Source organism: Acidipropionibacterium jensenii DSM 20535, from assembly GCF_000425285.1.
GTDB classification, from domain to species: domain Bacteria; phylum Actinomycetota; class Actinomycetes; order Propionibacteriales; family Propionibacteriaceae; genus Acidipropionibacterium; species Acidipropionibacterium jensenii.
The window spans coordinates 32705-55213 of record NZ_AUDD01000002.1 but is presented as its reverse complement, the minus strand read 5'-3'; the positions used below and the strand labels follow the sequence as shown (position 1 = coordinate 55213).

Sequence of the window (22509 nt, the reverse complement as noted above, 5' to 3'; positions counted from 1 at the left end):
GCTCCCGGAGGGTCGGACCCTCCAAGCGTCGGTGCCTGAGCGGACCCGGCGCCCGAGGGGCTGTCCGAGGGCCGGTCCGCCCGCCCCGGGGCCGACAGTCCGGGACATAGAATCGCCCCCATGCGAGTTGGAGTCTTCGGAGCAACAGGCCAGGTCGGCGGGGTCATGCGCACCCTGCTGGCGCAGCGACACTTCCCCCTCGACGACGTGAGGTTCTTCTCCTCGTCCCGGTCGGCGGGAAAGAAGCTGACCTTCAAGGGCACCGAGATCACCGTCGAGGACACCGCCACCGCCGACTTCTCCGGGATCGACATCGCACTGTTCTCCGCCGGTGGCGGCACCTCCCGCCAGTACTCCCCGCAGGTCGCCGCGGCCGGCGCCGTGGTGGTCGACAACTCCTCGGCCTGGCGCAAGGACCCCGAGGTCCCGCTGGTGGTCTCCGAGGTGAACCCCGGGGACGTCGCGAACCGGCCGAAGGGGATCATCGCCAACCCGAACTGCACCACGATGGCGGCGATGCCCGTCCTCAAGCCGCTGCACGACGCCGCCGGACTCACCCGGCTGGTCGTGGCCACCTACCAGGCCGTCTCCGGCTCGGGACTGGCCGGGGTGCGCACCCTGGCCGAACAGAGCCTGGCCATCACCGACCCGGCGGCCCTGGCCCTGGACGGCCAGGTCGGTCCCGGCATCGACCTCGGCCCCTACGTGGCCCCGATCGCCTACAACGCCGTCCCGCTGGCGGGCAACCTCGTCGACGACGGCAGCGGGGAGACCGACGAGGAGCAGAAGCTGCGCCACGAGTCGCGCAAGATCCTCCACATCCCCGACCTGCTGGTCGCCGGCACCTGCGTGCGGATCCCGGTCTTCACCGGCCACGGCCTGGTGGTCCACGCCGAGTTCGCGCACCCGATCACCCCGCAGGACGCCACCCGGCTGCTCTCCGGGGCCCCCGGCGTGGCCCTCGCCGAGGTCCCCACCCCGCGCGACGCCGCCGGCACCGACCCCTCCCTGGTCGGACGGATCCGGGTCGACCAGTCGGCCCCCGAGGGTCACGGCCTGGTGCTCTTCTGCACCGCCGACAACCTGCGCAAGGGGGCCGCCCTCAACGCCATCCAGATCGCCGAGCTGGTCGCCGCCGAGGGGGCCACCCGATGAACCCGCAGATCGCGGTGCTGGGCTGCGGAACGATGGCCGGTGCGATCGTCTCCGGGCTGCTGGCCGCCGGTACCGATCCGTCGCGGATCGTCGCCACCGCCCGGTCCTCCGCGACCCGTCAGCGGGTCGCGGAGACCCTCGGGGTGGCCGCCCTCACCGACAACCGGAAGGCCGTCCGAGGGGCCGATATCGTGCTCATCGGCGTCAAGCCCGCGATGGCCGCCGCGGTGGCCTCCGAGATCGCCGAGGATCTCGACCCCCAGGTCGTCGTCATCTCGATCGCGGCGGGAGTGACCACCCAGACCCTCCAGGCGGCACTGGCCCCCTCGGGAGGCCGCCCGGTGGTCCGGGTGATGCCGAACACCCCGGTGAAGGTCGGCCGGGGCACCTTCATCGTCTCCCCGGCGGCGGGGGCCGAACAGGCCGGCGAACAGGTCATCGCGCTGCTCGACCCGCTGGGGACCGTCGTCGAGGTGCCCGAGAAGCTGCACGACGCCGCCACCGCCATCTCCGGATCGGGCCCGGCCTACGTCTTCCTGGTCGCCGAGGCGATGATCGACGCGGGCGTGGCGATGGGCGTCCCGCGCGCCCAGGCCACCGAGCTGACGGTCGCCACCCTCGCCGGGTCGGCCGAGCTGATGGCCTCCAGCGGGGAGCACCCCGCGGTGCTGCGCGGCGCCGTGACCTCCCCCGGGGGGACCACCGCCGCCGCCCTCGACCAGCTGGAGAGCCACGGGCTGCGCACCGCCTTCGCACGGGCCCTGGAGGCCTGTCGGGACAAGGCCGCCCGGCTGAGCTGAGGGCCGCCGCAGGTCCGGTGACCTGCGGGTCGGTCTCTTTGCCCCCCAGAAGCGCACCGACTAGAATGGCCATTTGTCTGCGCCACCGGGCGCGTCGACGAGTCCTGGCGGTTCAGTGGCTCGGAGATCTCCGGTGCGCATCGGGCAATCACCCTGCCGGGCCCCCGCGGCCCAGTGCAAGCCGGTCCGGGGTCGAACGACCAAGGCCGAAACGAGAAGAGGTCCACAGTGGGTTCCGTTATCAAGAAGCGTCGCAAGCGGATGGCGAAGAAGAAGCACCGCAAGCTGCTGAAGAAGACGCGCATTCAGCGTCGTCGCGCCGGCAAGTGACGCCTCGACGGCCGTGATCGGCAGACCCCGGCGGCACCGTCGGGAGCCTGCGGACCGGCCGTCCCCGGTTGAGGGCATCCCACATCCCCCCGACCCTCGGGTCGAGGGGCATGTTGTCGTTCTCCGAAGGGCCGGATGCCATCTGTGCGACGACGCCGAGGCGGTGATCGCACAGCTGCTCGCCGATCACCCCGCACTGATTCCCGGGGGACCGGTACGGGTCGACGTCGACGCCGACCCGCAGCTGAGGTCCAGATGGGGCGACCATGTCCCGGTGACCTTCGTCGACGGGGTCCTGATCGCCTACTGGCACCTGGACCGCGACACCCTCCTGAGGGCTCTCACCGAGGGTCCCCGACAGGTGGCCGTCGTACCCTGATGTCGGCCCGGCAGGGGTCCTGTCGGCCCTCTGCCCGCCCGGTTCCGACACCGATCGGGATCTGTCGCCTATCACGGACCGTTCACGCCGACCACACCGGGGTCGGGAGAATGCTCTCCCGACTTGACGCCGAGGGGTCCGGACTGAGAGAAAAGTGGGGCAGAAGTGCGGGAGCCAAGGGTATCGGCACCGGGTCGGGGTCTGGACGCCGACCCCACCGACAACGCTTCTCCCCGGCGTCCGGCACAGAACGGGCGACGGGCTCCCACGAAGGGATACAGAGGATGACTCAGACGCCATCGAGCCCTGCGGAGGTGCAGGACAGTGGCCTCCAGACGAGGGCCGTCGCACAGGCCAGGGTGCAGTTCGTCGGCACCGGCCCCGGCGACCCCGGCCTGCTGACCCTGTCCGCGGTGACGGCGATCAACCGTGCCTCCCGCATCATCATCGACTCCGAGCGACTGCGCGCCCTGCTCCAGACCCCCGAGATCCAGCTCAACGCCGAGGCCGAGATCATCGAGCCCGACACCCCCCAGGACATCATCGCCGCCCTGCTGGACGCCGCCGGGCACGGTCTGGACGTCGTCCGGCTGGTCGAGGGAGACCCCTTCCTGGACGGCGACATCGGCGCCGAGTGCAGTGCCCTGGCGATCGCCGACCATGACGTCGACGTCGTCCCGGGAGTGTCCCCGCTCACCGCGGTCCCCGAGTACGCCGGGGTCTCCCTGCACGGACATGACGTCCAGCTGATCGGCGTCGAGTCGGCCCGCCGGGACCTCAGCTCCGAGGGCTACCCGTGGGCCGCCGAGGGCCTCATCGTGGTCTCCACCATCGTCGATCTGGTGCGCGAGGTCGTCGCCCACGCGCTGGAGTCGGGCCGCGGGGAGTCCGAGCCCGCAGTGATCACCCTGCACGGCGGCACCACCGAGCAGGTCTCCACGACCACCACCCTCGGCGGACTGGCGGCCGCGGTCGCCAAGACCGATCCGGCCGAGCCCGCCTACATCGTCATCGGTCACGTGGTCGCCGAGTCCAGCCGGGCCCGGCTGGACTGGTACGAGTCCAAGCCGCTGTTCGGCTGGTCGATCCTCATCCCGCGCACCCGCGACCACTCGGCGACCCTGCCCTCCCGCCTCCAGGACTACGGCGCACGATGTCTGGACGTGCCCACCATCAGCATGGAGCTGCCGCGCACCCCCCAGCAGATGGACAAGGCGATCCGGGGAATGGTGGAGGGCCGCTACGAGTGGGTGGTCTTCACCTCGGCCAACGCCGTGCGGGCGGTCCGCGAGAAGCTGGAGAGCATCGGCCTGGACTCCCGGGCCTACTCCGGGCTGCGGATCGCGGCGATCTTCGACTCCACCGTCAAGGCCCTGGCCGAGTGGGGGGTGCGCCCCGACCTGGTGCCCGAGGGAACCCAGTCGACCGCCGCCCTGGCGGCCACCTTCCCGGCCTTCGACGACGCCCTGGACCCGATCAACCGGGTCTTCGTGCCGCGCGCCGACATCGCCACCGAGTCCCTGTCGGCCGAGCTGTCGGCCCTCGGCTGGGAGGTCGAGGACATCATCGGCTACCGCACCGTGCGGGCCGCCCCGCCGCCCGCCGAGACCCGCGAGGCGATCAGGGCCGGCCGCTTCGACGCCGTCGTCTTCACCTCCTCGACCACCGTGCGCAATCTGGTCGGGATCGCCGGCAAACCGCACCGTCACACCGTGGTCGCCGCCATCGGGCAGCGCACCGCGGAGACCTGCGAGGAGCACGGCCTGGCGGTCGACGTGGTCGCCCCCGAGCCCACCCCGACGGCGCTGGCCGACTCCCTGGCCGCCTTCGCCGCCGCCCGCCGCGATGATCTGATCGCCAAGGGCCGTCCGGTGATCCGTCCCTCCCAGCGCAAGCGCCGGGGTCGTCAGCCCGGGCACTGAGCCGTCAGTCGCCACTGGGCCGTCAGATCAGCACGGATTCCCCAGATCACCACTGAGCCGTCAATCACCACCGGTCCACGGCCGGTAGCCGTAGATTTGGTGGGGACCGCAACCAGATTGGAGCCGGAGATGAGTCGCACGACGACCGTGCACCTGCTGCGCCACGGCGAGGTGGACAACCCGACCGGCGTGCTCTACGGGCAGCTCCCGGGCTTCCACCTGTCCCCGAACGGACGCCGGATGGCCGCCCGGGCGGCCGAGTTCTTCGCCGGCGTCCCGCTGGCGGCCCTCATCAGCTCGCCGTTGGAGCGCGCCCAGGAGACGATCGCCCCGGTCGCCGCCCTGAACCCGGGTCTCGAGGTGCAGCTGGAGCCCGACGTCATCGAGGCCACCAGCGTCTTCGAGGGACAGGTCTTCGGGCCGGGCCACCACGCCCTGCGCGATCCGCACAACTGGAAGTACCTGCGCAATCCACTGCGGCCCAGCTGGGGGGAGCCCTACACCCACATCGCCGCGCGGATGCAGCGCGCCATCCTGGCCGCCGCCCGGCAGGTCGGGGAGGGCGGACAGGCCCTCATCGTCTCCCACCAGCTGCCGATCTGGATCGCCCACCTGTCGGCCGAGGGACGCCGACTGGCCCACGACCCGCGCAACCGGGTCTGCACCCTCGGGTCGGTGACCAGTTTCGGGGTCCTGGACGGACGCATCGTCCGCGTCGACTACGCCGAGCCCTCCCTGGACCTCATCCCGAAGGGGGCCCGTCGGGCGAACATCTCCGCCGGGTCGGCCGACCCGGCAGGGTCCGACCCCGCGGCATCGGATCCGGGTTCCGGCGGGCCCGCCGGACGATGAACCGGCGCACCCTGCTGGCCGCCGCCGGCCTGCTGGTGTCGGTTCCGCTGGCGGGCTGCAGCTCGTCGTCGGCGGCCAGCGATGACAAGGGGTTCGCCGCCGGTGACGGCTCCTACACCACGATCGAGGCCGACAAGCGCCAGCCGGCACCGGTGCTCACCGGCACCTCCCTGGACGGCACCCGACTGAGCACCGCCGACTCCGCGGGCAAGGTGATCGTCATCAACGTGTGGGGATCATGGTGCGCCCCGTGCCGTCACGAGGCCCCCGGACTGTCGAAGGCGGCCTCCCAGACCTCCTCGATCGCCGCCTTCTACGGCATCAACACCCGCGACCTGGACCGGGCCCCGGCCCAGGCCTTCGCGCGCGCCTTCTCGGTCGGCTGGCCCAGTTTCTTCGACCCCGACGGGGACCTCCTGCTGAAGTTCAGCTCCCTTCCCCCCAAGGCCATCCCCTCCACCCTGGTCATCGACCGGAAGGGCAGGATCGCGGCCCGCTTCCTCGGTGAGGTCAGCACCATCAGCCTGGTCCAGATCATTCGACAGATCGCCGCGGAGAAGCCGTGACCGAACTGCTGACGACCCCCACCCCGGTGCCCCTGGAGATCGGGGCCTGGGCTGCCTCGGCGCTGCGCGGATCGATGCTGGGAGCGGTGCCGGTGGCCCTGCTGGCCGGCCTGGTCTCGTTCTTCTCGCCGTGCGTGCTGCCGCTGGTGCCCGGCTACCTGTCCTATGCGGCGGGCCAGAGCGCCGTCGAGCTCTCCGAGCCCTCGGGCTCCGGCGGGCAGCCCGCACGGCGGCTGCGCACCTTCGCCGGATCGGTGCTCTTCGTGCTCGGCTTCACGATCGTGTTCGTGGCCACCGGCAGCGTGATCGGCGGTCTGGGACGCTCCCTGATCGCCCATCAGCGCACCCTGGAAATCGTCATCGGGGCGCTCACCATCCTGCTCGGGGCGATGTTCGCCGGGCTGGTGCCGCTGGGCCGCCGGGAACTGCGCCTCCACCGGCTGCCGCGGGCCGGGCTGGCCGCCGCCCCTGCCCTGGGGGTGGTCTTCGGACTGGGCTGGACACCGTGCATCGGCCCGGCCCTCACCGTCGTCTACGGGCTGTCCCTCCAGGAGGGGTCGGCACTGCGCGGCGCCGCCCTGGCCTCCTGCTACGCCCTGGGGCTGGGGATCCCGTTCATCGCCGCCGGCGCCGCCCTGGGCTGGCTGGGACGCACCGTCGGATGGGTCAGACGTCACCAGCTCGGCGTCCAGCGGGCCGGCGGGGTGCTCATGATGGCCGTCGGGGTCGCCCTGGTGACCGGCTGGTGGGCCGCCCTGATGGCCATCCTGCGGAACTGGGCGGCCCGGTTCGGAGCAGTGATCTGAGTGGGCCGGGATCGAGTGGGCTGGGATCAGGCGCACGGTGTCGGGTGGCCGGCACCCGACGGGACGACCGCCACAGCGATGGAGGGGTGAGATGACCGACAGCACGAAGGCCCTCGGGCTGCGCGCCACCGCGCGCTGGATCTGGGGTCAGCTCACCAGCATGCGCACCGCCCTGGTGCTGCTGTTCCTGCTGGCCGCCGCCGCGATTCCCGGATCACTGATCCCCCAGACCGCCTCCAGCGCCATCAAGGTCGCCGACTTCGCCGCCGCCCACCCCACCCTGGACGCCGTCTACCGGCGCCTGGGGCTGTACCACGTCTACACCTCCACGGTGTTCTCGGCGATCTACCTGCTGCTGTTCATCAGCCTCATCGGCTGCATCATCCCGCGCATCACCGCCCACCTGAGGGCGCTGCGGCGTCAACCCCCCAGGACCCCGGCCCGTCTCGACCGGCTGCCCGAACACGCCGAGCGGACCATCGACGCGACCCCCGCCGACGCCGAGCGGATCACCGCGGCCGCGCGCAGCTGGCTGCGCTCCCGGCACTACCGGGTGGCCCTCGACGAGGACGGCTCGGTGCGCGCCGAGCGGGGCATCCACCGCGAGACCGGCAACCTCGTCTTCCACGTCTTCCTGGTGGTACTGCTGGTCGCGATCGGCTGGAACACCCTGTGGGGGTACAAGGGCAGCGCGGTGGTCGTCGAGGGCCAGGGGTTCTCCAACAACCTCACCCAGTTCGACGACTTCCACGCCGGGGCGATGGTCAACACCGACACCCTCACCCCCTTCTCGCTGGTCCTCAAGAAGTTCAACGTCACGTTCGAGACCGGTCCGGTTCAGCGGGGAGCCGCCCGCCAGTTCGCCGCCGACGTCTCCCTGACCCGAGACGGCCGCACCTCCGAGCACACCCTGGAGGTGAACCATCCGCTGACCCTCGGGTCGACCAATGTGCACCTGCTCGGGCACGGCTACGCGCCGGTGGTCAAGGTCACCGACGGCAACGGCCACGTCGCCTTCCAGGGGGCGGTGGCCTTCGTCCCCCAGGACGGCAACTTCAGCTCCACCGGGGTGATCAAGGTGCCCGACGCCCGGCCCGACAGGCTGGCCTTCCAGGGATTCTTCCTGCCCACCGCCTCGGTGGGGGCCACCGGGCCGGTCTCGATCTTCCCCGACACCTACAACCCGCAGCTCTTCCTCAACGCCTGGTACGGGAAGCCGATCCCCGAGACCGGCACCCCGCAGAACCTCTACGTGCTCAACACCACCGGCATGACCCAGGTCTCCGAGAAGGGCCAGAAGGTCAGCTTCGCGCTGAGACCGGGCCAGGGGTACCGGCTGCCGGGCGGCCAGGGCAGGATCGAGTTCACCGGCTATCAGCGCTGGACGAAGATCCAGGTGTCCCACTCCCCGGGTCTGCCGCTGCTGTTCGCCTCGGTGCTGATCTCGGTGGCAGGGCTGTGCGTCAGCCTGTTCACCCGGCCGAGGCGGCTGTGGCTGAGGGTCCGCCCCGACGGCGATCGGCTCACCATCCAGGTGGGCGGACTGGACCGGGCCGACGCCCGCGCCGGCCTCGACGAGGACGTGACGGACCTGCTGGGAGTCGCCGGGGGAGCTACAGTGTCCCCGATCGCAGCCGAGGAGGCCTCATGACACTGGCGAGCCTGTCCGCGCTGGGCATCGTCACCGCCGCCGTCGTCTACATCCTCGCCTTCCTGGCCCACGTGGCCGAGTGGGCCGGGTTGCGCGGCATCGGGGACGACCCCGCGGATGACGCCCCGGATGGCGTGCCGGACAAGGTCCGCGAGGCCGAGGTGCGCGCCGAGACCTGGGGCCGGATGGGTCTGTACCTCACGGTGATCGGGGCGGCCAGCCAGGGGGTCGGGGTGGTCTGCCGCGGGCTGGCGGCCCACCGGCTGCCGTGGGGCAACATGTACGAGTTCGTCACCGCCGCACTGTTCTTCGTGGTGGTCGCCTACCTGCTGCTCATGACCCGACGCAACGTCCGCTGGCTCGGGATCGGCGTCACCCTGCTGCTGGCGATCGGCAACGGACTGGCCGCCACCGTCCTCTACGTCGGGATCGCGCCCCTGGTCCCGGCCCTCCACTCGGTGTGGTTCGTGGTCCACATCGTCGCCGCCTGCCTGGCCGCCGCCGCCCTCAACGTCGGCGCCATCGCATCGGTGCTCTTCCTGGTCAAGCAGCGGGCCGAGCGCCGGGCCGCGCGCACCGGCACCCCGCTGCGCGGATTCCTGGCCCGGGTTCCCGACTCCCGGTCGATCGACAATCTGGCCTACCGGGCGCACGCCTTCGGATTCCCGATCTGGACCTTCACCATCGCCGCCGGATCGATCTGGGCCGAGTACGCCTGGGGACGGTTCTGGGGGTGGGACCCCAAGGAGACCTGGTCCCTGGTGACCTGGGTGGTCTACGCCGGCTACCTGCACGCCCGCGCCACCGCCGGCTGGCGGGGCACCCGCGCCGCCGTCATCGCGATCATCGGGATCGCCGCATTCTGGTTCAACTTCGTCGGGGTGAATCTGTTCATCTCCGGTCTGCACTCCTACGCGGGGATCTGAGACGGGACCCCTGAGTGACTGACGAACGCTATGACGACCGACAGGTGTGGCTGCCGGCTCTCGACCAGGAGCAGTGGGAGCCGCTGGTGCGGCTCGTCGCCCTGCTGGTGTCCCCGTCCCACCCCGACGGCGCCGTCGCCGAGACCCTGGTCCGCGACGCCATGCTGGGGATGTACCGGGACGATCCGACCTTCCACTCCTGGTCCCATGTGGTGGGCTCGCTGCGCGCCCGGGTCGCCACGGCGGCCCGGGTCGCCCAGCGCGGGGCCGGCGGCTCCGATCCGTCATCGCTGTCGCACCGGGAGACCGGCGAGGAGGCGGAAGGGCCCGAGAACGCCTCAGGCGACCCGGTCGCAGGAGATTCGGTCCCAGAGGAGGCCGGTGGCGGGGACGCCGACCTGCTCACCGGGCTGACCGGCCTGCCCCACCGGCTGCGCGAGGTGATCGTCGTCAAGCTGTACGCCGGGGTCTCGATCGCCGAGACCGCCGACATCCTGGAGGTCACCCGCCGGGTGGCCCGCCGTCGTGTGGTGCGAGCCCTGGCCGAACTGGTCCGGATCTGCGACATCCCGCCCGACACCGACGTCCAGGAGCTGGTCGCCGACCGTCTGCGAGCGGTCGGCGAGAGGGTTGTGCCCTCCGACCGACGGGACGAGATCCTGCGACGGGCCCGCGAGATGCGCGAACCCCGGGGATCCTGGCGCAACCACGCGCTGGTTGCCGCGATCATGGTCGCCGCACTGGCCGCGGGCTACGGGCTGTCGACCCTGTGGGGAGGGTCCGGGGACCAGACCGATCCGACCGCCAGCGGTGTGGTGAGCGCCTCCGACCTGGGAACCTCCTCGGCCGACACCTCGGTGACCACCATGCAGGCCGGCGTCCAGGTGTTCTACCTGGGCCGCGACGACGGGCTGATCTACCGGGAGTTGCGCACCCTTCCGACCGTCGGCGACCGGCTCGGCACGGCGGTCGCCGCGGTGCTCAACGTGGCGCCGTTGGACCCGGAGTACATCTCCAGCTGGTCCGGCGGGCAGGTCAACGAGGCCCGCGTCCGGGGCGATCGGATCACCCTGGACCTGTCCCAGTCGGCCTTCGCCCAGTTCCGCACCCGCGGCCAGGAGGAGGACGCCATCCAGCAGCTGGTGTTCGCCGCGACCGCCGCGGTCGACAACGGATCGCAGAAGTCGGTGCGGATCCTGGTGGACGGATCCCCCAACCTCCCTCTCATCGGCAAGCCTCAGACCGACTTCCAGCGCGCCCGGCTCAATGCGGTGGCGCCGCTGTGGATCGACACCCCGGAGGCCGGCACCACGGTCTCCTCGGGGCCGCTGATCATCTCCGGGGTGGTGAAGTCCGGGGTCGCCTCGCCGACCTGGCAGCTCTACAGCACCGCCTCGAAGACGGTGGTGGCCCGGGGCGGCGTGGAGACTCTTCCCCCGTACGGCTCGTGGATGCGGTGGCACCAGGAGATCGTGGTGCCCGACGTCCCGGGGGAGTACCTGGTGAGGTTCACGGTCGGGCGCACGACCGTCCAGAGAACCATCTCGGTGAGCTGATCGTCCCGCCCGCTCAGTCGAAGAGGCGGCCCGCTCAGTCGAAGAGGCGGCCCGCCGCCGCGGTGGCCAGCCGGGCGGGCACCAGACCCACCGCCGTCGTCTGCACCTTGTTGGCCAGCCCGTCGACCGCGGCGGGTTCGCGGCGCGACAGGGCGCGGAAGGCGGTCTCCACCACCTGGTCGGGGTGACGTCGTCTGCCCGGGAATCCGTCGTCGCCGGCCGCGTCGAAGAAGCCGGTGTCGGTGGGACCGGGGCAGATCGCGGTGACCCGGACGCCGGTTCCCCTGGTCTCGGACCACAGCGCCCGGCTGAAGGACAGCACGAAGGCCTTGGCCGCCGCGTAGGTGGCGAAACCGGGGATGGGCTGGAAGGCCGCGGTGGAGGAGACGTTGATGATCGTTCCGCGCCCCCGGGCGATCATCGCGGGAAGAAGGGTCGACGACAGCTGGACGACCGCCTGGCAGTCGACCGCCACCTCGGCCGCCAGCCTGGCCGGGTCGGCCTCGGCCACGGTGGTGAGGGTGCCGAACCCGGCGTTGTTGACCAGGGTGTCGACGCAGATCCCGCGATCTGCGAGGTCGGTGGTGAGTGCGGTGGTCCGGGCGGGGTCGGACAGGTCCACCGACTCGGTGATCACCTGGACCCCGTGGTCGACCCGGATCCGGTCGGCCAGTCGGTCCAGCACCTCGGTGCGCCGGCCGACCAGCACCAGATTGTGGTCGCGGCGGGCCAGATAGCCGGCGAAGGCCTGTCCCAGGCCTCCGGTGGCGCCGGTCACCAGCGCCCACGGCCGCTCGTCAGGGGTCGGCGGGAGGGCTGCGGAGAGATCGGCCGGGGTCTGGTCAGGATGGGTCATGACGAGATCTTAGGGCGGCCGCCGGAGACGCCGCCGGGACACGATCAGTCCAGCGAGGCCCCCCGGGTCTCCAGGGACAACTGGTCGGCGTCCAGAGTGTCCAGTGCGGCGCTGACCGCCTCGGGGCTGAACTGTCCCGAGTCGCTGGCGTCCAGCAGCGCCCGGCGCTGGGCGACGATCAGTCTGAGGGCGTAGTTGCGCGAGATCTCGGCGGCCCGACGCCGGTGCTCGGGGGAGGCGATGGCGTCTCCTGCCGGGGAGGTCGTCGGCTTCTCGCGGATCTCGGCGAACTGGCGCCAGGCCAGTGCCACCGCGGCCGCCTGGAGCCTGTTGTCCTCGGCCTGGCCGCCCTCCTGCCGGTTCATCCGGGCCAGCAGGGTGCGCATACCCGGGGACACCGGCACATCGCGGACCGCGCGGTGCAGCAGGGTGCGGATCTCGGCCTGCTCCTGGGGATCGATCCCCTCGGCGACCGCCGGGCGGGCCAGCTTCACCACCAGCCCCAGGGTGCTGCCCTGCAGCAGCAGGGAGGCGGCCGCCACCAGGAAGGCGACCACCACGAGGAAGGACCGGTGCGGAGTGTCCAGCGGCAGGGTCTGGGCGGCCGCCAGGGTGATCGCCCCGCGCATTCCCGCCCAGATCATCACGACACCCTCGCGGGGCCCCAGCGGGTGCTCGATGTAGTAGTCCAGATCGGAGATCATCCGGCGCAGCCGAGCGCCGAACCGCTCCACCCGGCCCGGGGACAGGGTGGTTCCGCGGAACTCCATCGTGCCGTCCTCGGAGGCCCGGGCCTGCCCGACCCTCTCGGTCGCGGCGACCAGCCGGGTGCGGTGCCGGGAGCGGCGTCTGGACCGTCGCGCCACCCACATCAGCAGGGGGGCGACGACGGCGGTCCGCACCACCAGGGTGAGCACCAGGGCAACGGCGGCGACCGAGACGGCCAGCCGCCAGCCGAAGGACTCGGCCTCCATGTCCTTGACGATCGCGGTGAGCTCCAGGCCCATCAGCAGGAAGACCGCCGACTCGAGGATGAGCATGACCGCCCCCCAGGTGTTGCGGCTGGACATCCGCTGGGTGGGGGTGAGGACCCGCGGCCCGTGGTGGCTGGCGACCAGTCCCGCCACCACCGCGGCCACCAGGCCCGACCCGTGGAGATGCTCGGCGGGCAGGTAGGCCAGGAAGGGGGTCGCCAGCGACAGCACGGTGTCGGCGGTGGGCTCGTGGACCCGCGATCGCAGCCAGATCATCAGCCGGCCGATCAACCAGCCGACCACCAGCGCCACCAGGACGGCCAGCAGGAAGTCGCCGATCACCTTGCCGGCGCTCACCTGACTGGCGATCGCCCCGACCGCCGAGGCGAGGATGACCAGGGCGGAGGCGTCATTGATGAGGCCCTCCCCGTCCAGCACGGTCACCACCCGGCGCGAGACACCGGCCCTGCGCACGATCGAGGTGGCCACCGCGTCCGAGGGGCTGACGATCGCTCCCAGCGCCAGGCAGGCGGCGATCCCGATGCCGGGGGCCATCCGATTGACGACGAAGCCGATCACCCCGGCGGAGATCGCCACCAGCAGAACGGCCAGCACCCCGATGGGTGCGATGTTGCGCCGGAAGTCGGAGACCGGCATGTTGACCGCCGCCGAGTAGAGCAGCGGCGGAAGGATGATCATCAGCACCAGTTCGGGCTCGACCTCGACCTCCGGCATCCCGGGGATCAGCGCCACCGCGGCGCCCAGCAGCAGGAGCAGGATGGGCGCCGCGATCCCGGTCCGGTCGGCGAGCAGCTCGGCGGCCGCGATGACGAACAGGGTGGCGATGATGATGACGAGGACGACAGTCACGGGGTCATTCTCACACCACCCCGCCGTCAGCGCGGGTCCGCCTGGAAGAACCGGTAGGCCGGCGAGTCGGAGGCGTCGCTCCACGGATAGCCGACGGCGTCCAGATGCCCGGTGAACCCCGGATCGGCACTGGCACCGGCGAATCCGGCGAGCACCCGGCCGGTGTCCATCCCGAAGCTTCGGTAGTGGAACAGGGAGATGTTCCACCGGCTGCCCAGCACCGACAGGAAGTGCACCAGGGCCCCGGGCGACTCCGGGAACTCGAAGCTGGCCAGCCTCTCGCCCAGATCCACCGGGGGACGTCCCCCGATCATGTAGCGCAGGTGGGTCTTGGCGTTCTCGTCGTCGGACAGATCGGCCACCCGGTAGCCGCCCCGCCTCAGGGCCGAGGCGATGTCGGCGCGCTCCTCGCGGCTGTGCAGCTCGACGCCGACGAAGACGGTGGCCCGGTCGGGGTCGCAGTAGCGGTAGTTGAACTCGGTGACCATCCGCCGGCCGAGCACCCGGCAGAAGTGCAGGAAGGAGCCGGCCCGCTCAGGAATCTCCACGGCGAAGAGCCCCTCCCGCTGCTCGCCGAGCTCGGCCCGTTCGGCGATGTAGCGCAGCGAGCCGAAGTTGAGATTGGCCCCCGACAGGATGTGGGCCAGCCTCTCCCCGGTGATGTCGTGGCCGCGGACGTACTTCTTGAGCCCGGCCAGGGAGACCGCCCCGGCGGGTTCGGCGACCGCCCGGGTGTCGTCGAAGAGGTCCTTCACCGCGGCGCTGATCTCATCGGAGCTGACGGTGACGACGTCGTCGATCGACGACTTGAGCAGCCGGAAGGTCTCCTCGCCGATCCGGGCCACCGCGACCCCCTCGGCGAACAGCGAGACGTGGTCGAGGGTCACCGGGTGGCCGGCGGTCAGCGCGGCCGCCAGGCAGGCGGACTCCTCGGGTTCGACGCCGATCACCTGGATCTCGGGCATCAGCTGTTTGATGAGGACGGCGATGCCGGCCGCCAGGCCTCCGCCGCCGACCGGCACGAAGACCCGGTCGAGGCGGGCGTCGTCCTGCAGCAGCTCGAGGCCGATGGTGCCTTGGCCCGCGATCACCAGAGGGTCGTCGAAGGGGGCCACATAGGTGAGCCCGTGGTCGGCGGCCAGCGCGACGGCGTGCTCCTTGGCCTCGTCGAAGGCGTTGCCGGCGAGCACCACCTCGCCGCCCAGCTGGCGGACCGCCTCGACCTTGATCGAGGGGGTGGTGATGGGCATCACGATGACCGCGCGCACTCCCAGCCGGGCCCCCGACAGGGCGACCCCCTGGGCGTGGTTGCCCGCCGAGGCGGTGACCACCCCGGCCGCCCTCTCCTGCTGGGAGAGGGCGCGCATCCGGGTGTAGGCGCCGCGCAGCTTGAAGGAGTGCACCGGCTGGCGATCCTCCCGCTTGGCCAGCACGGTGTTGCCGATCCGGCGGGAGAGTCGCTCCATCGGCTCCAGAGGAGTCTTCATCGCGACCTCGTAGACCGGTGCGCGCAGCACGGCGCGCAGGTAGTCCTGGGCGCTCATCGGGGCGGAGGGGACCGGCTGGCCGGCGGGGACGTCGGCCGGCCCGAGGGCGGGTGCCTCCAGGCCGCTCTGGGTGACCATCCTCACAACCGGTGGGACAGGACGGGCTGGGAGGCCGAGCCGGCCTCCGCAGAGGCGGACGCCAAGGCCGTGGCGCTCGAGCCGGCGGCCGCCGCAGTAGCCGGAGCCGCCGTGCGGGAGACCGGGACCACCTGGGAGAGGTCGCGCACCCCACCGCGGTCGGCGGAGGAGGCGAGCAGCCCGTAGGCCTTCAGAGCGGTGGAGACGGCGCGGGTCCGGGTCACGTGCGGGGTCCAGGCGTCGGCCCCACGGGCCTCCTCCTCGGCCCGCCGACGGTCCAGCTCGGCGTCGGGGACGTCGAGGCTGATGGTGCGGTTCGGGATGTCGATGGAGATCGTGTCGCCGGTGCGGACCAGGCCGATGAGCCCGCCGGAGGCCGCCTCGGGGGAGACGTGGCCGATCGACAGTCCGGAGGTGCCACCGGAGAAGCGGCCGTCGGTGAGCAGGGCGCACTCCTTGCCCAGGTGCATCGACTTGAGGTAGCTGGTCGGGTAGAGCATCTCCTGCATGCCCGGTCCGCCCTTGGGGCCCTCGTGACGGATCACCACGATGTCGCCGGCCTTGATCTTCTTGCCGAGGATGCCGGTGACGGCGTCCTCCTGGGCCTCGTAGACCACCGCCGGACCGGTGAAGGTGAGGATCGAGGCGTCCACCCCGGCGGTCTTGACGATCGACCCGTTCTCGGCGATGTTGCCGTAGAGCACGGCCAGCCCGCCGTCGGCGGAGTAGGCGTGCGCGATGTCGCGGATGCACCCCTGAGAGCGGTCGGTGTCCAGGCTCTCCCAGCGGCTCGCCTGGGAGAACATCCGGGTGGTGCGGACCCCGCCGGGGGCGGCCGCGTAGAGGGTGCGGACCTCCTCGTCGGGATCTCCCATCAGGTCGAAGTGGGCCAGCTCCTGGGCCATCGTGGCGGGCCTGCCGTCGGGGGACCAGACGGTCGAGGTGGAGGTGTCGATGAGGCCGCCGCGGTTCAGCTCCGAGACGATGCCCAGCACCCCGCCGGCGCGGTGGACGTCCTCCACGTGGAAGACGCTGGTGGAGGGGGCCACCTTGCACAGGTGCGGGACCCGGCGCGACAGGGCGTCGATGTCGGACATCGTGAAGTCGACCTCGCCCTCCTGGGCGGCGGCCAGCAGGTGCAGCACGGTGTTGGTGGATCCGCCCATCGCGATGTCCAGGCTCATGGCATTGGAGAAGGCGGCCCTGGTGGCGATCGAACGGGGCAGCACGGTCGCGTCGTCCTGGTCGTACCAGCGCTTGGCGATCGCGACGATCTGGCGGCCGGCCTGCTCGAACAAAGCCTTGCGGTCGGCGTGGGTGGCCAGCAGGGAGCCGTTTCCGGGCAGCGACAGGCCGAGCGCCTCGGTGAGGCAGTTCATCGAGTTGGCGGTGAACATCCCCGAGCAGGAGCCGCAGGTCGGACAGGCGTTCTCCTCCATCAGGGCCAGGTCGTCGTCGCTGGTGGACTCGTCGCCGGCGGCGACCATCGCGTCGATGAGGTCGAGCTTGCGGATGCCGTCGGAGAGAGTCACCTTGCCGGCCTCCATCGGGCCGCCGGAGACGAAGATGGTGGGGATGTTGAGCCGCATGCTGGCCATCAGCATGCCGGGGGTGATCTTGTCGCAGTTGGAGATGCACACCAGGGCGTCGGCGCAGTGGGCGTTGCACATGTACTCCACCGAGTCGGCGATCAGCTCGCGGCTGGGCAGCGAGTAGAGCATCCCGTCGTGTCCCATCGCGATGCCGTCGTCGACGGCGATGGTGTTGAACTCCTTGGCGACGCCGCCGGCCGCCTGGATCTGCTCGGCGACGATCTTGCCGACGTCGCGCAGACCGACGTGGCCGGGGACGAACTGGGTGAACGAGTTCGCGATGGCGATGATCGGCTTGCCGAAGTCTCCGGCTCCCATGCCGGTGGCGCGCCAGAGGGCGCGGGCACCGGCCATTGCGCGGCCAGAGGTGCTGGTGGCGGATCGCAGGGTGGGCATGTCGTCTCCTAGGTGGCCGTGGTGCGGGTGGCGTCGGCCGGGTGAAACAGGGTGTCGGCGGATACAGGAACGCCCTCCGTCCGTGAGGAGGGAGGGCGCGCGGTCTCGTGTGCGAGGGCGGGGGTCTTCAGACCGCGCGCCGACGAATAAGAACTCGACCGGTATTCATGGCCTGCAGGCTACCAGCAGGGACAACCCGTCCCGAAGGCGATGTCCAGATCCTGGACGCCGGGTCACGGAGTGAGACTGCCCATGAAGGGCAGCAGGGGTGTCATCAGGCCGGCGCTCATCCACGCCATGCCCAGACCCATCGCGGCGTCCGCCAGGCCGCTGAGCCGGGCCGAGGCCGGGGTGGTGGGGGAGGTATGGCAGCAGGCCGGCAGGCCGGGATGGGGCGGCCGGCCGGTGACTGCGCGCACCAGTCCGGACAGGCCCAGAACCACCAGGCAGACCATCAGGGGCAGCCCGATCCCGGTGATCAGGGTCAGCCCCGAGACGGTGGTGGCCCCCTCCGCCATTCCGGAGTGGGCCATGTCCCCCATCCCCGTCATGGTGGCGGAGTGCCCCATCCGGGAGTGGCTCGCCATCGAGGCCAGGTGCCAGACCATCGCGGCGAACATCGCGGTGTGGCCGGCCGCCAGCCAGGAGGTCTTCCAGGCGGCCATCGCGGCCATCCAGAGGGTGCCCAGGGACATCACGGTGATGAACACCGGGCCGGTGAGCACCCCGGGAAGAGCGCCCCACCAGCTGTGCGGCACCATCAGCAGCATCACCACCGACATCGCCAGGTGGAAGCACTCCGAGACCGCGATCGGTGCGCCGTGCTCCAGCGGTTCGGCCGGGGCCCAGGAGGGCGGGATGTCGACGCCGAGGCTGGCGAGCAGGTCGCGGACCGACCAGAGGGTGCACCAGATGAACAGGATGAGCAGGCCGATGAAGGTGACCGGGGTGCTGGTGAGGGTGAACATGTGTCTCCTTTGAGCCTCGCAGGGATGCTATCGGGGGCCGCGTCGCGGATCAACACGGACCGCCGGGAGCGGGCCCGACGGCGTGCGCCGGTGCGCGATTGCGGCGGGTCCCGGATGGAAGTCGGCTCCGGATGGAAGACTGTGCCCATGACCACCGGGGACTCTTTCGACATCGCCATCATCGGGTCGGGATCGGGCAACACCATCCTGGGCAAGGAGTACGCCGACAAGAAGGTCGCCATCATCGACTCGGGCACCTTCGGCGGCACCTGCCTCAACTACGGCTGCATTCCCTCCAAGATGTACGTCATCCCCGCCGACTTCGCCTCCTCGGTGGGAGACGCCGCCCGGGTCGATGTCGACCTGGAGCTGGCCGGCGCCGACTTCCGGGCCATCCGGGACCGGATCTTCAGCCGGATCGACCCCATCTCGCGGTCCGGCCTGGCCTTCCGCCAGGGGTTGGACAACACCACGGTGTTCACCGAGGAGGCCCACTTCGTCGACCCCCACACCCTCCAGGTCGGGTCCCGGCAGATCACCGCCGAGCAGATCGTGCTGGCCGCCGGGTCGCGGCCCCGGGTCCCCCACCTGTTCGGCATCGACGACCCGCGCTGGTCCGACCGGATCCACACCTCCGACACCATCATGCGGATCGACGAGCTGCCCGAGCGGCTGGTGATCCTGGGCGGCGGGTTCATCGCCGCCGAGTTCGCCCACATCTTCTCGGCGCTGGGCTCGAAGGTCACCATCATCAACCGGTCCGGCAGGATGCTCCGCCGGGAGGATCTGGACATCTCCCGGCAGTTCACCGAGGAGCTCGCCTGGCGGGCCTCACTGCGGATGTCGGAGGAGACGGTGGCCATCGAGGAGGACGCCGGCGGCCACCTCACCGTCGTCACCGTCGACTCCTACGGGGTCGACTACATGTACCCCGGCGACATCGTCCTCAACGCCACCGGACGGATCCCCAACTCCGACCGGCTCAACCTGCCCGCCGCCGGGGTGGCGGTCGACGACGACGGTTTCGTCACGGTCGACCAGTACCAGCGCAGCTCCGTCGGGCACATCTGGGCGCTGGGCGACATCTGCTACCCCGGATTCCTCAAGCACGTCGCCAATGCCGAGGCGCGGGTGGTGCGCCACAACCTGCTCCACCCGGACTCCCTGGTCGCCGCCGACCACCGGTTCGTGCCCCATGCGGTGTTCTCCTCCCCGCAGGTCGCGGCGGTGGGGGCCACCGAGCAGGAGCTGCGACAGTCCGAGACCCACTACGTCTCCTTCACTCAGAAGTACTCCGACGTCGCCTACGGCTGGGCGATGGAGGACGACTCCCACTTCGTCAAACTGCTCGGCGATCCGGTCACCCGCACCCTGCTGGGAGCCCACATCATCGGGCCGCAGGCCTCCACCCTCATCCAGACCGCGATCCAGACGATGACCTTCGGCCAGCGGGTCGACGACGTCGCCCGTGGTCAGTACTGGATCCACCCGGCGCTGCCGGAGGTGATGGAGAACGCCCTGCTCGGCCTGGCGGGGGAGATGGACACAGCTGGGAAGGAGGCGTGACCCACCCCTCGCTCACCCTCCTGGTCTGCTGCCCGGGGGCCTAACCCTCCTGGCGGCCGGCCCGCCAGTAGCCCATGAAGGCGACCTGGCCGCGGTCGACACCGTGATCGGTGACCAGCAGCCGGCGCAGCGCCTTGACGGTGCCGGCCTCACCGGCCACCCAGGCGTAGAAGCGGCCCCCAGATGAGGCCTGGGGCGCCTCCCACAGGAGCTCCCGGTCGACGTCGACGTCCTCCAGGGCCGTGGCCGCCGGGTGGTCGGTGCCGATCACCTCGGGACGGTCCCGGCAGAACTGTTCCACCGCCGCGATGAGGGCGCGGCCGGGCTCGGCCTCCCGGGCCAGCCAGTGCAGCCGTGACCCGGACGGCACCTCCACCGGCAGGGCGTCGTCGGCCTGGGGGATCTCCAGGAAGGCGTGCACCCGGCGTCCCCGGGACGGGTCGGGTCCGGCCGTCGCGGCCATTCCCTCGAGGATGGCGCAGACCGCCGGGGCCGCCGTCTCGTCGCCGGCCAGCAGGATCTCCGGAGCAGCACCCGGATGGAAGTCGATGCCCAGCCCCGAGTGGGGTGAACGGGAGTCCGGGCCGACCACCACGAGCTCATCGCCGATTCCCGAGGCCAGCGCGAACCGTGAGCCCGGACCGGCCGGTCCGTGAATCGCCACGTCGACGGTCAGCATCCGGCGTCCCGGGTCGATGGCGCGCACCGTGTAGGTGCGCATCGGATTGCGCGCGGAGTCCGGGGCGGCCAGCCACCGCTGGTACCAGTCGCCGGACTCCAGCGCCCCGGCGTCGTCGAGTCCCAGGTCGCACCAGGACCCGTCCGGGTTGGGCAGCAGCAGCTTGATCCGCTGGTCGAGCCGGTCGGTGCCGAAGACGTCGAGATCCTCGCCGGCCAGTTCGAGGCGGATGAAGTGGGGGCTCAGGCGCTGCCGGGCGGCGACCCTGACCCGGTAGGGCCGGAAGCCGCCGGTGGGCACCGGGTGCGGGTCGGGAGTGCTCATGCCGCGCCCCGGTTCCCGGTCTGCTGCGAGGGCCCGTCCTCCGGGGCCGGCTGTCCCGGCTTCTCTGGTTGTTCCGGCTTCTCTGGCTGTTCCGGCTGTTCGGGTTGCTGCGGGGCCGGACGCGCCCTGCCGAGCGGGATCACGATCGGGGAGCCGTTGACCGGGTCGGTGATCACCCGGGTGTCCAGGTCGAAGACCCGGGTCATGGTGTCCTGGGTGACCACATCGGCGGGACGTCCCCGGGCCATCACCGTCCCCTCCCGCATCGCCACCAGCCAGTCGCAGTAGCGGGCGGCGAGGTTGATGTCGTGGAGCACCATCACCACCGTCGTGCCGGTGCTGCGGTTGAGCTCGGCGAGCAGCTCCAGCACGTCGATCTGGTAGGCCAGATCCAGATAGGTGGTCGGCTCGTCCAGCAGCAGCAGGTCGGTCTGCTGGGCCAGCGCCATCGCGATCCAGACCCGCTGGCGCTGGCCCCCCGACAGCTCGTCGACCGGACGGGTGGCCAGCTCGGCGGTGCCGGTCAGCGCCATCGCCGAGGCGATCGCCTCGTCATCGACGGCCGTCCAGCGCGCGAAGGTGCCGCGGTGCGGGGCCCGGCCGCGGGAGACCAGGTCCTCGACCACGATCCCGTCGGGGCAGGTGGGCGACTGGGGCAGCAGACCGAGCACCGTGGCGACGGCCCGGGTCGGCATCTGGTGGATCATCCGACCGTCCAGCAGGACGGCCCCGGAGGAGGGCCTCAGCAGCCGGGCCATGGTGCGCAGCAGGGTGGACTTGCCGCATCCGTTGGGTCCGATGATGGCGCCCATCCGGTGGTCGGGGACGGTCAGGTCGAGGGCCTCGATGACGGTGCGCTCGCCGTACCCGACGGTGACCGCCTCGGCGGAGAAGTCGTGATCGGTCATGCCGTCTCCCTGCGTGTGAGTCTGATGATGAGGACGATGAGATAGCTGCCGCCGACGATCCCGGTGACCACTCCCACCGGGTAGCTGTGGACCAGCAGATGGGCCGCGATGAGGTCCGAACCCAGCACCATCGCCGACCCGACGAGGGCCGCCGGCAGCAGGCAGGACCGGCCGTGGCCGACCAGATGGGCGGCGATCGGCCCGCACAGCAGTGAGACGAAGGCGATCGGCCCGGTGGTCGCGGTGGCGGTGGCCAGGATGACGACGCCGACCAGCATGATCGCCTGCCGGGTGGCCCGGACCCGGACCCCCAGACCGGCGGCGGCGTCCTCCCCGAGCCTCATGGTGTCCAGCGGGCGGGCCAGCACCGCGATCCCCGGCAGGCCGACCACCAGCACCGCGACCAGCGGCGTCAGATCCGACAGCCGGATCCCGTTGAGGCTGCCGGTGAGCCAGCGGCTGGCCGCCTGGATGTCGTACTGGTTGCCGCCGATCATCACCCACATGGTGGCGGCGTCGAACATCGCACCGGCCGCGATACCGATGAGGATGAGCCGGGAGGTGGCCCCGCGACCCTGCCAGGCCAGGGCGGCGATGGCGAGTGCGGTGAGCAGTCCGCCGGCCACCGCCATCCCGGTCAGAGCCAGCCCCGAGGCGCCGACCAGGATGATCCCGGCCACCGCGGCGGTGTTGGCCCCGGCCGTGATGCCGATGATGTCGGGGCTGGCCAGGGTGTTGCGCAGCAGCACCTGGAAGCAGGCGCCGACCACCCCGAATGCGGCCCCGGCCAGCAGTCCGGCGAGGGCCC

The 22509-nt window shown here is 71.3% G+C and carries 20 protein-coding genes; 12 read left to right on the top strand and 8 right to left on the bottom strand.

Features of this window, described 5'->3' with window-relative positions:
• The first annotated feature begins 120 nt into the window (after window positions 1-120).
• The 11 genes from H590_RS0101435 (at window position 121) to H590_RS14260 (ending at window position 10943) form a co-directional block, all read left to right on the top strand.
• Window positions 121-1155: an aspartate-semialdehyde dehydrogenase gene (locus tag H590_RS0101435; RefSeq protein WP_028702146.1), complete on the top strand. Its 1035-nt coding sequence runs from the start codon at window positions 121-123 to the stop codon at window positions 1153-1155.
• Entirely contained in the window at window positions 1152-1955 is an 804-nt protein-coding gene (gene proC / locus H590_RS0101430; protein WP_028702145.1) for a pyrroline-5-carboxylate reductase, read from the top strand. Before H590_RS0101435 ends, proC begins: the two co-directional genes overlap by 4 nt.
• Window positions 1956-2183: 228 nt before the next feature.
• Window positions 2184-2285, top strand: a complete 102-nt coding sequence (locus H590_RS17750; RefSeq protein WP_002550589.1) for a 30S ribosomal protein bS22 — start codon at window positions 2184-2186, stop codon at window positions 2283-2285.
• Between the two features lie 13 nt (window positions 2286-2298).
• Window positions 2299-2664 (top strand): glutaredoxin family protein, encoded by a 366-nt coding sequence (locus H590_RS19275; protein WP_269471497.1) that lies wholly within the window; start codon window positions 2299-2301, stop codon window positions 2662-2664.
• Between the two features lie 284 nt (window positions 2665-2948).
• A complete protein-coding gene (locus H590_RS0101415; protein ID WP_028702143.1) occupies window positions 2949-4586 on the top strand; it encodes a bifunctional uroporphyrinogen-III C-methyltransferase/uroporphyrinogen-III synthase in 1638 nt (545 codons plus the stop codon).
• A gap of 129 nt (window positions 4587-4715) precedes the next feature.
• Window positions 4716-5438, top strand: coding sequence for a histidine phosphatase family protein (locus H590_RS14265; protein WP_084149185.1), 723 nt, complete (start codon window positions 4716-4718; stop codon window positions 5436-5438).
• Window positions 5435-6004 (top strand): TlpA family protein disulfide reductase, encoded by a 570-nt coding sequence (locus H590_RS0101405; protein ID WP_028702142.1) that lies wholly within the window; start codon window positions 5435-5437, stop codon window positions 6002-6004. Before H590_RS14265 ends, H590_RS0101405 begins: the two co-directional genes overlap by 4 nt.
• A 74-nt stretch (window positions 6005-6078) precedes the next feature.
• Window positions 6079-6810, top strand: a complete 732-nt coding sequence (locus H590_RS0101400) for a cytochrome c biogenesis CcdA family protein (protein ID WP_028702141.1) — start codon at window positions 6079-6081, stop codon at window positions 6808-6810.
• 91 nt (window positions 6811-6901) lie between these two features.
• On the top strand, window positions 6902-8461 hold the full coding sequence (gene resB, locus H590_RS0101395; protein ID WP_028702140.1) for a cytochrome c biogenesis protein ResB: 1560 nt from the start codon (window positions 6902-6904) through the stop codon (window positions 8459-8461).
• Complete coding sequence (ccsB, locus tag H590_RS0101390; RefSeq protein ID WP_028702139.1) at window positions 8458-9387, top strand: c-type cytochrome biogenesis protein CcsB; 930 nt, start codon at window positions 8458-8460, stop codon at window positions 9385-9387. The genes resB and ccsB overlap by 4 nt, the downstream gene beginning before the upstream one ends.
• Before the next feature lie 14 nt (window positions 9388-9401).
• A complete protein-coding gene (locus H590_RS14260; protein WP_051238049.1) occupies window positions 9402-10943 on the top strand; it encodes a GerMN domain-containing protein in 1542 nt (513 codons plus the stop codon).
• Window positions 10944-10977: 34 nt separating this feature from the next.
• Here H590_RS14260 and H590_RS14255 read toward each other — a convergent pair whose 3' ends face one another.
• The 5 genes from H590_RS14255 to H590_RS14245 form a co-directional block, all read right to left on the bottom strand.
• Entirely contained in the window at window positions 10978-11799 is an 822-nt protein-coding gene (locus H590_RS14255) for an SDR family NAD(P)-dependent oxidoreductase (RefSeq protein WP_084149184.1), read from the bottom strand.
• Between the two features lie 44 nt (window positions 11800-11843).
• The gene (locus H590_RS0101375) at window positions 11844-13643 is read right to left on the bottom strand and encodes a cation:proton antiporter (protein WP_028702138.1); all 1800 of its coding nucleotides are present in this window, start codon (window positions 13641-13643) and stop codon (window positions 11844-11846) included.
• Window positions 13644-13669: 26 nt separating this feature from the next.
• The gene (gene ilvA / locus H590_RS0101370; RefSeq protein ID WP_331855823.1) at window positions 13670-15268 is read right to left on the bottom strand and encodes a threonine ammonia-lyase, biosynthetic; all 1599 of its coding nucleotides are present in this window, start codon (window positions 15266-15268) and stop codon (window positions 13670-13672) included.
• Between the two features lie 2 nt (window positions 15269-15270).
• On the bottom strand, window positions 15271-17256 hold the full coding sequence (gene ilvD / locus H590_RS14250) for a dihydroxy-acid dehydratase (protein ID WP_084149182.1): 1986 nt from the start codon (window positions 17254-17256) through the stop codon (window positions 15271-15273).
• Between the two features lie 233 nt (window positions 17257-17489).
• The gene (locus tag H590_RS14245) at window positions 17490-18224 is read right to left on the bottom strand and encodes a DUF5134 domain-containing protein (RefSeq protein WP_036980512.1); all 735 of its coding nucleotides are present in this window, start codon (window positions 18222-18224) and stop codon (window positions 17490-17492) included.
• Between the two features lie 147 nt (window positions 18225-18371).
• On the opposite strand from H590_RS14245, the gene H590_RS0101355 reads away from it, so the two are divergent.
• Complete coding sequence (locus tag H590_RS0101355; RefSeq protein WP_036980509.1) at window positions 18372-19790, top strand: mycothione reductase; 1419 nt, start codon at window positions 18372-18374, stop codon at window positions 19788-19790.
• A 40-nt stretch (window positions 19791-19830) separates the two neighbouring features.
• On the opposite strand, the gene H590_RS0101350 is transcribed toward H590_RS0101355, so the two are convergent.
• The 3 genes from H590_RS0101350 to H590_RS14235 are packed head-to-tail and all read right to left on the bottom strand — an operon-like array spanning window position 19831 to window position 22492.
• Window positions 19831-20793 (bottom strand): siderophore-interacting protein, encoded by a 963-nt coding sequence (locus H590_RS0101350; protein WP_051238048.1) that lies wholly within the window; start codon window positions 20791-20793, stop codon window positions 19831-19833.
• Window positions 20790-21701: an ABC transporter ATP-binding protein gene (locus H590_RS14240; protein ID WP_051238047.1), complete on the bottom strand. Its 912-nt coding sequence runs from the start codon at window positions 21699-21701 to the stop codon at window positions 20790-20792. The genes H590_RS0101350 and H590_RS14240 overlap by 4 nt, the downstream gene beginning before the upstream one ends.
• Window positions 21698-22492 carry a FecCD family ABC transporter permease gene (locus H590_RS14235; RefSeq protein ID WP_232021292.1) on the bottom strand — a complete coding sequence of 265 codons (795 nt, stop codon included), beginning with the start codon at window positions 22490-22492 and terminating at the stop codon, window positions 21698-21700. The genes H590_RS14240 and H590_RS14235 overlap by 4 nt, the downstream gene beginning before the upstream one ends.
• Window positions 22493-22509 lie beyond the last annotated feature (17 nt).

Bases quoted from the DNA above. Each gene is read 5' to 3' on its own strand.
- H590_RS0101435 (WP_028702146.1), top strand. From the start codon at position 121: ATGCGAGTTGGAGTCTTCGGAGCAACAGGCCAGGTCGGCGGGGTCATG.
- proC (WP_028702145.1), top strand. From the start codon at position 1,152: ATGAACCCGCAGATCGCGGTGCTGGGCTGCGGAACGATGGCCGGTGCG.
- H590_RS0101415 (WP_028702143.1), top strand. From the start codon at position 2,949: ATGACTCAGACGCCATCGAGCCCTGCGGAGGTGCAGGACAGTGGCCTC.
- H590_RS14265 (WP_084149185.1), top strand. From the start codon at position 4,716: ATGAGTCGCACGACGACCGTGCACCTGCTGCGCCACGGCGAGGTGGAC.
- H590_RS0101405 (WP_028702142.1), top strand. From the start codon at position 5,435: ATGAACCGGCGCACCCTGCTGGCCGCCGCCGGCCTGCTGGTGTCGGTT.
- H590_RS0101400 (WP_028702141.1), top strand. From the start codon at position 6,079: ATGCTGGGAGCGGTGCCGGTGGCCCTGCTGGCCGGCCTGGTCTCGTTC.
- resB (WP_028702140.1), top strand. From the start codon at position 6,902: ATGACCGACAGCACGAAGGCCCTCGGGCTGCGCGCCACCGCGCGCTGG.
- ccsB (WP_028702139.1), top strand. From the start codon at position 8,458: ATGACACTGGCGAGCCTGTCCGCGCTGGGCATCGTCACCGCCGCCGTC.
- H590_RS14255 (WP_084149184.1), bottom strand. From the start codon at position 11,799: ATGACCCATCCTGACCAGACCCCGGCCGATCTCTCCGCAGCCCTCCCG.
- ilvA (WP_331855823.1), bottom strand. From the start codon at position 15,268: ATGGTCACCCAGAGCGGCCTGGAGGCACCCGCCCTCGGGCCGGCCGAC.
- ilvD (WP_084149182.1), bottom strand. From the start codon at position 17,256: ATGCCCACCCTGCGATCCGCCACCAGCACCTCTGGCCGCGCAATGGCC.
- H590_RS14245 (WP_036980512.1), bottom strand. From the start codon at position 18,224: ATGTTCACCCTCACCAGCACCCCGGTCACCTTCATCGGCCTGCTCATC.
- H590_RS0101355 (WP_036980509.1), top strand. From the start codon at position 18,372: ATGACCACCGGGGACTCTTTCGACATCGCCATCATCGGGTCGGGATCG.
- H590_RS0101350 (WP_051238048.1), bottom strand. From the start codon at position 20,793: ATGAGCACTCCCGACCCGCACCCGGTGCCCACCGGCGGCTTCCGGCCC.
- H590_RS14240 (WP_051238047.1), bottom strand. From the start codon at position 21,701: ATGACCGATCACGACTTCTCCGCCGAGGCGGTCACCGTCGGGTACGGC.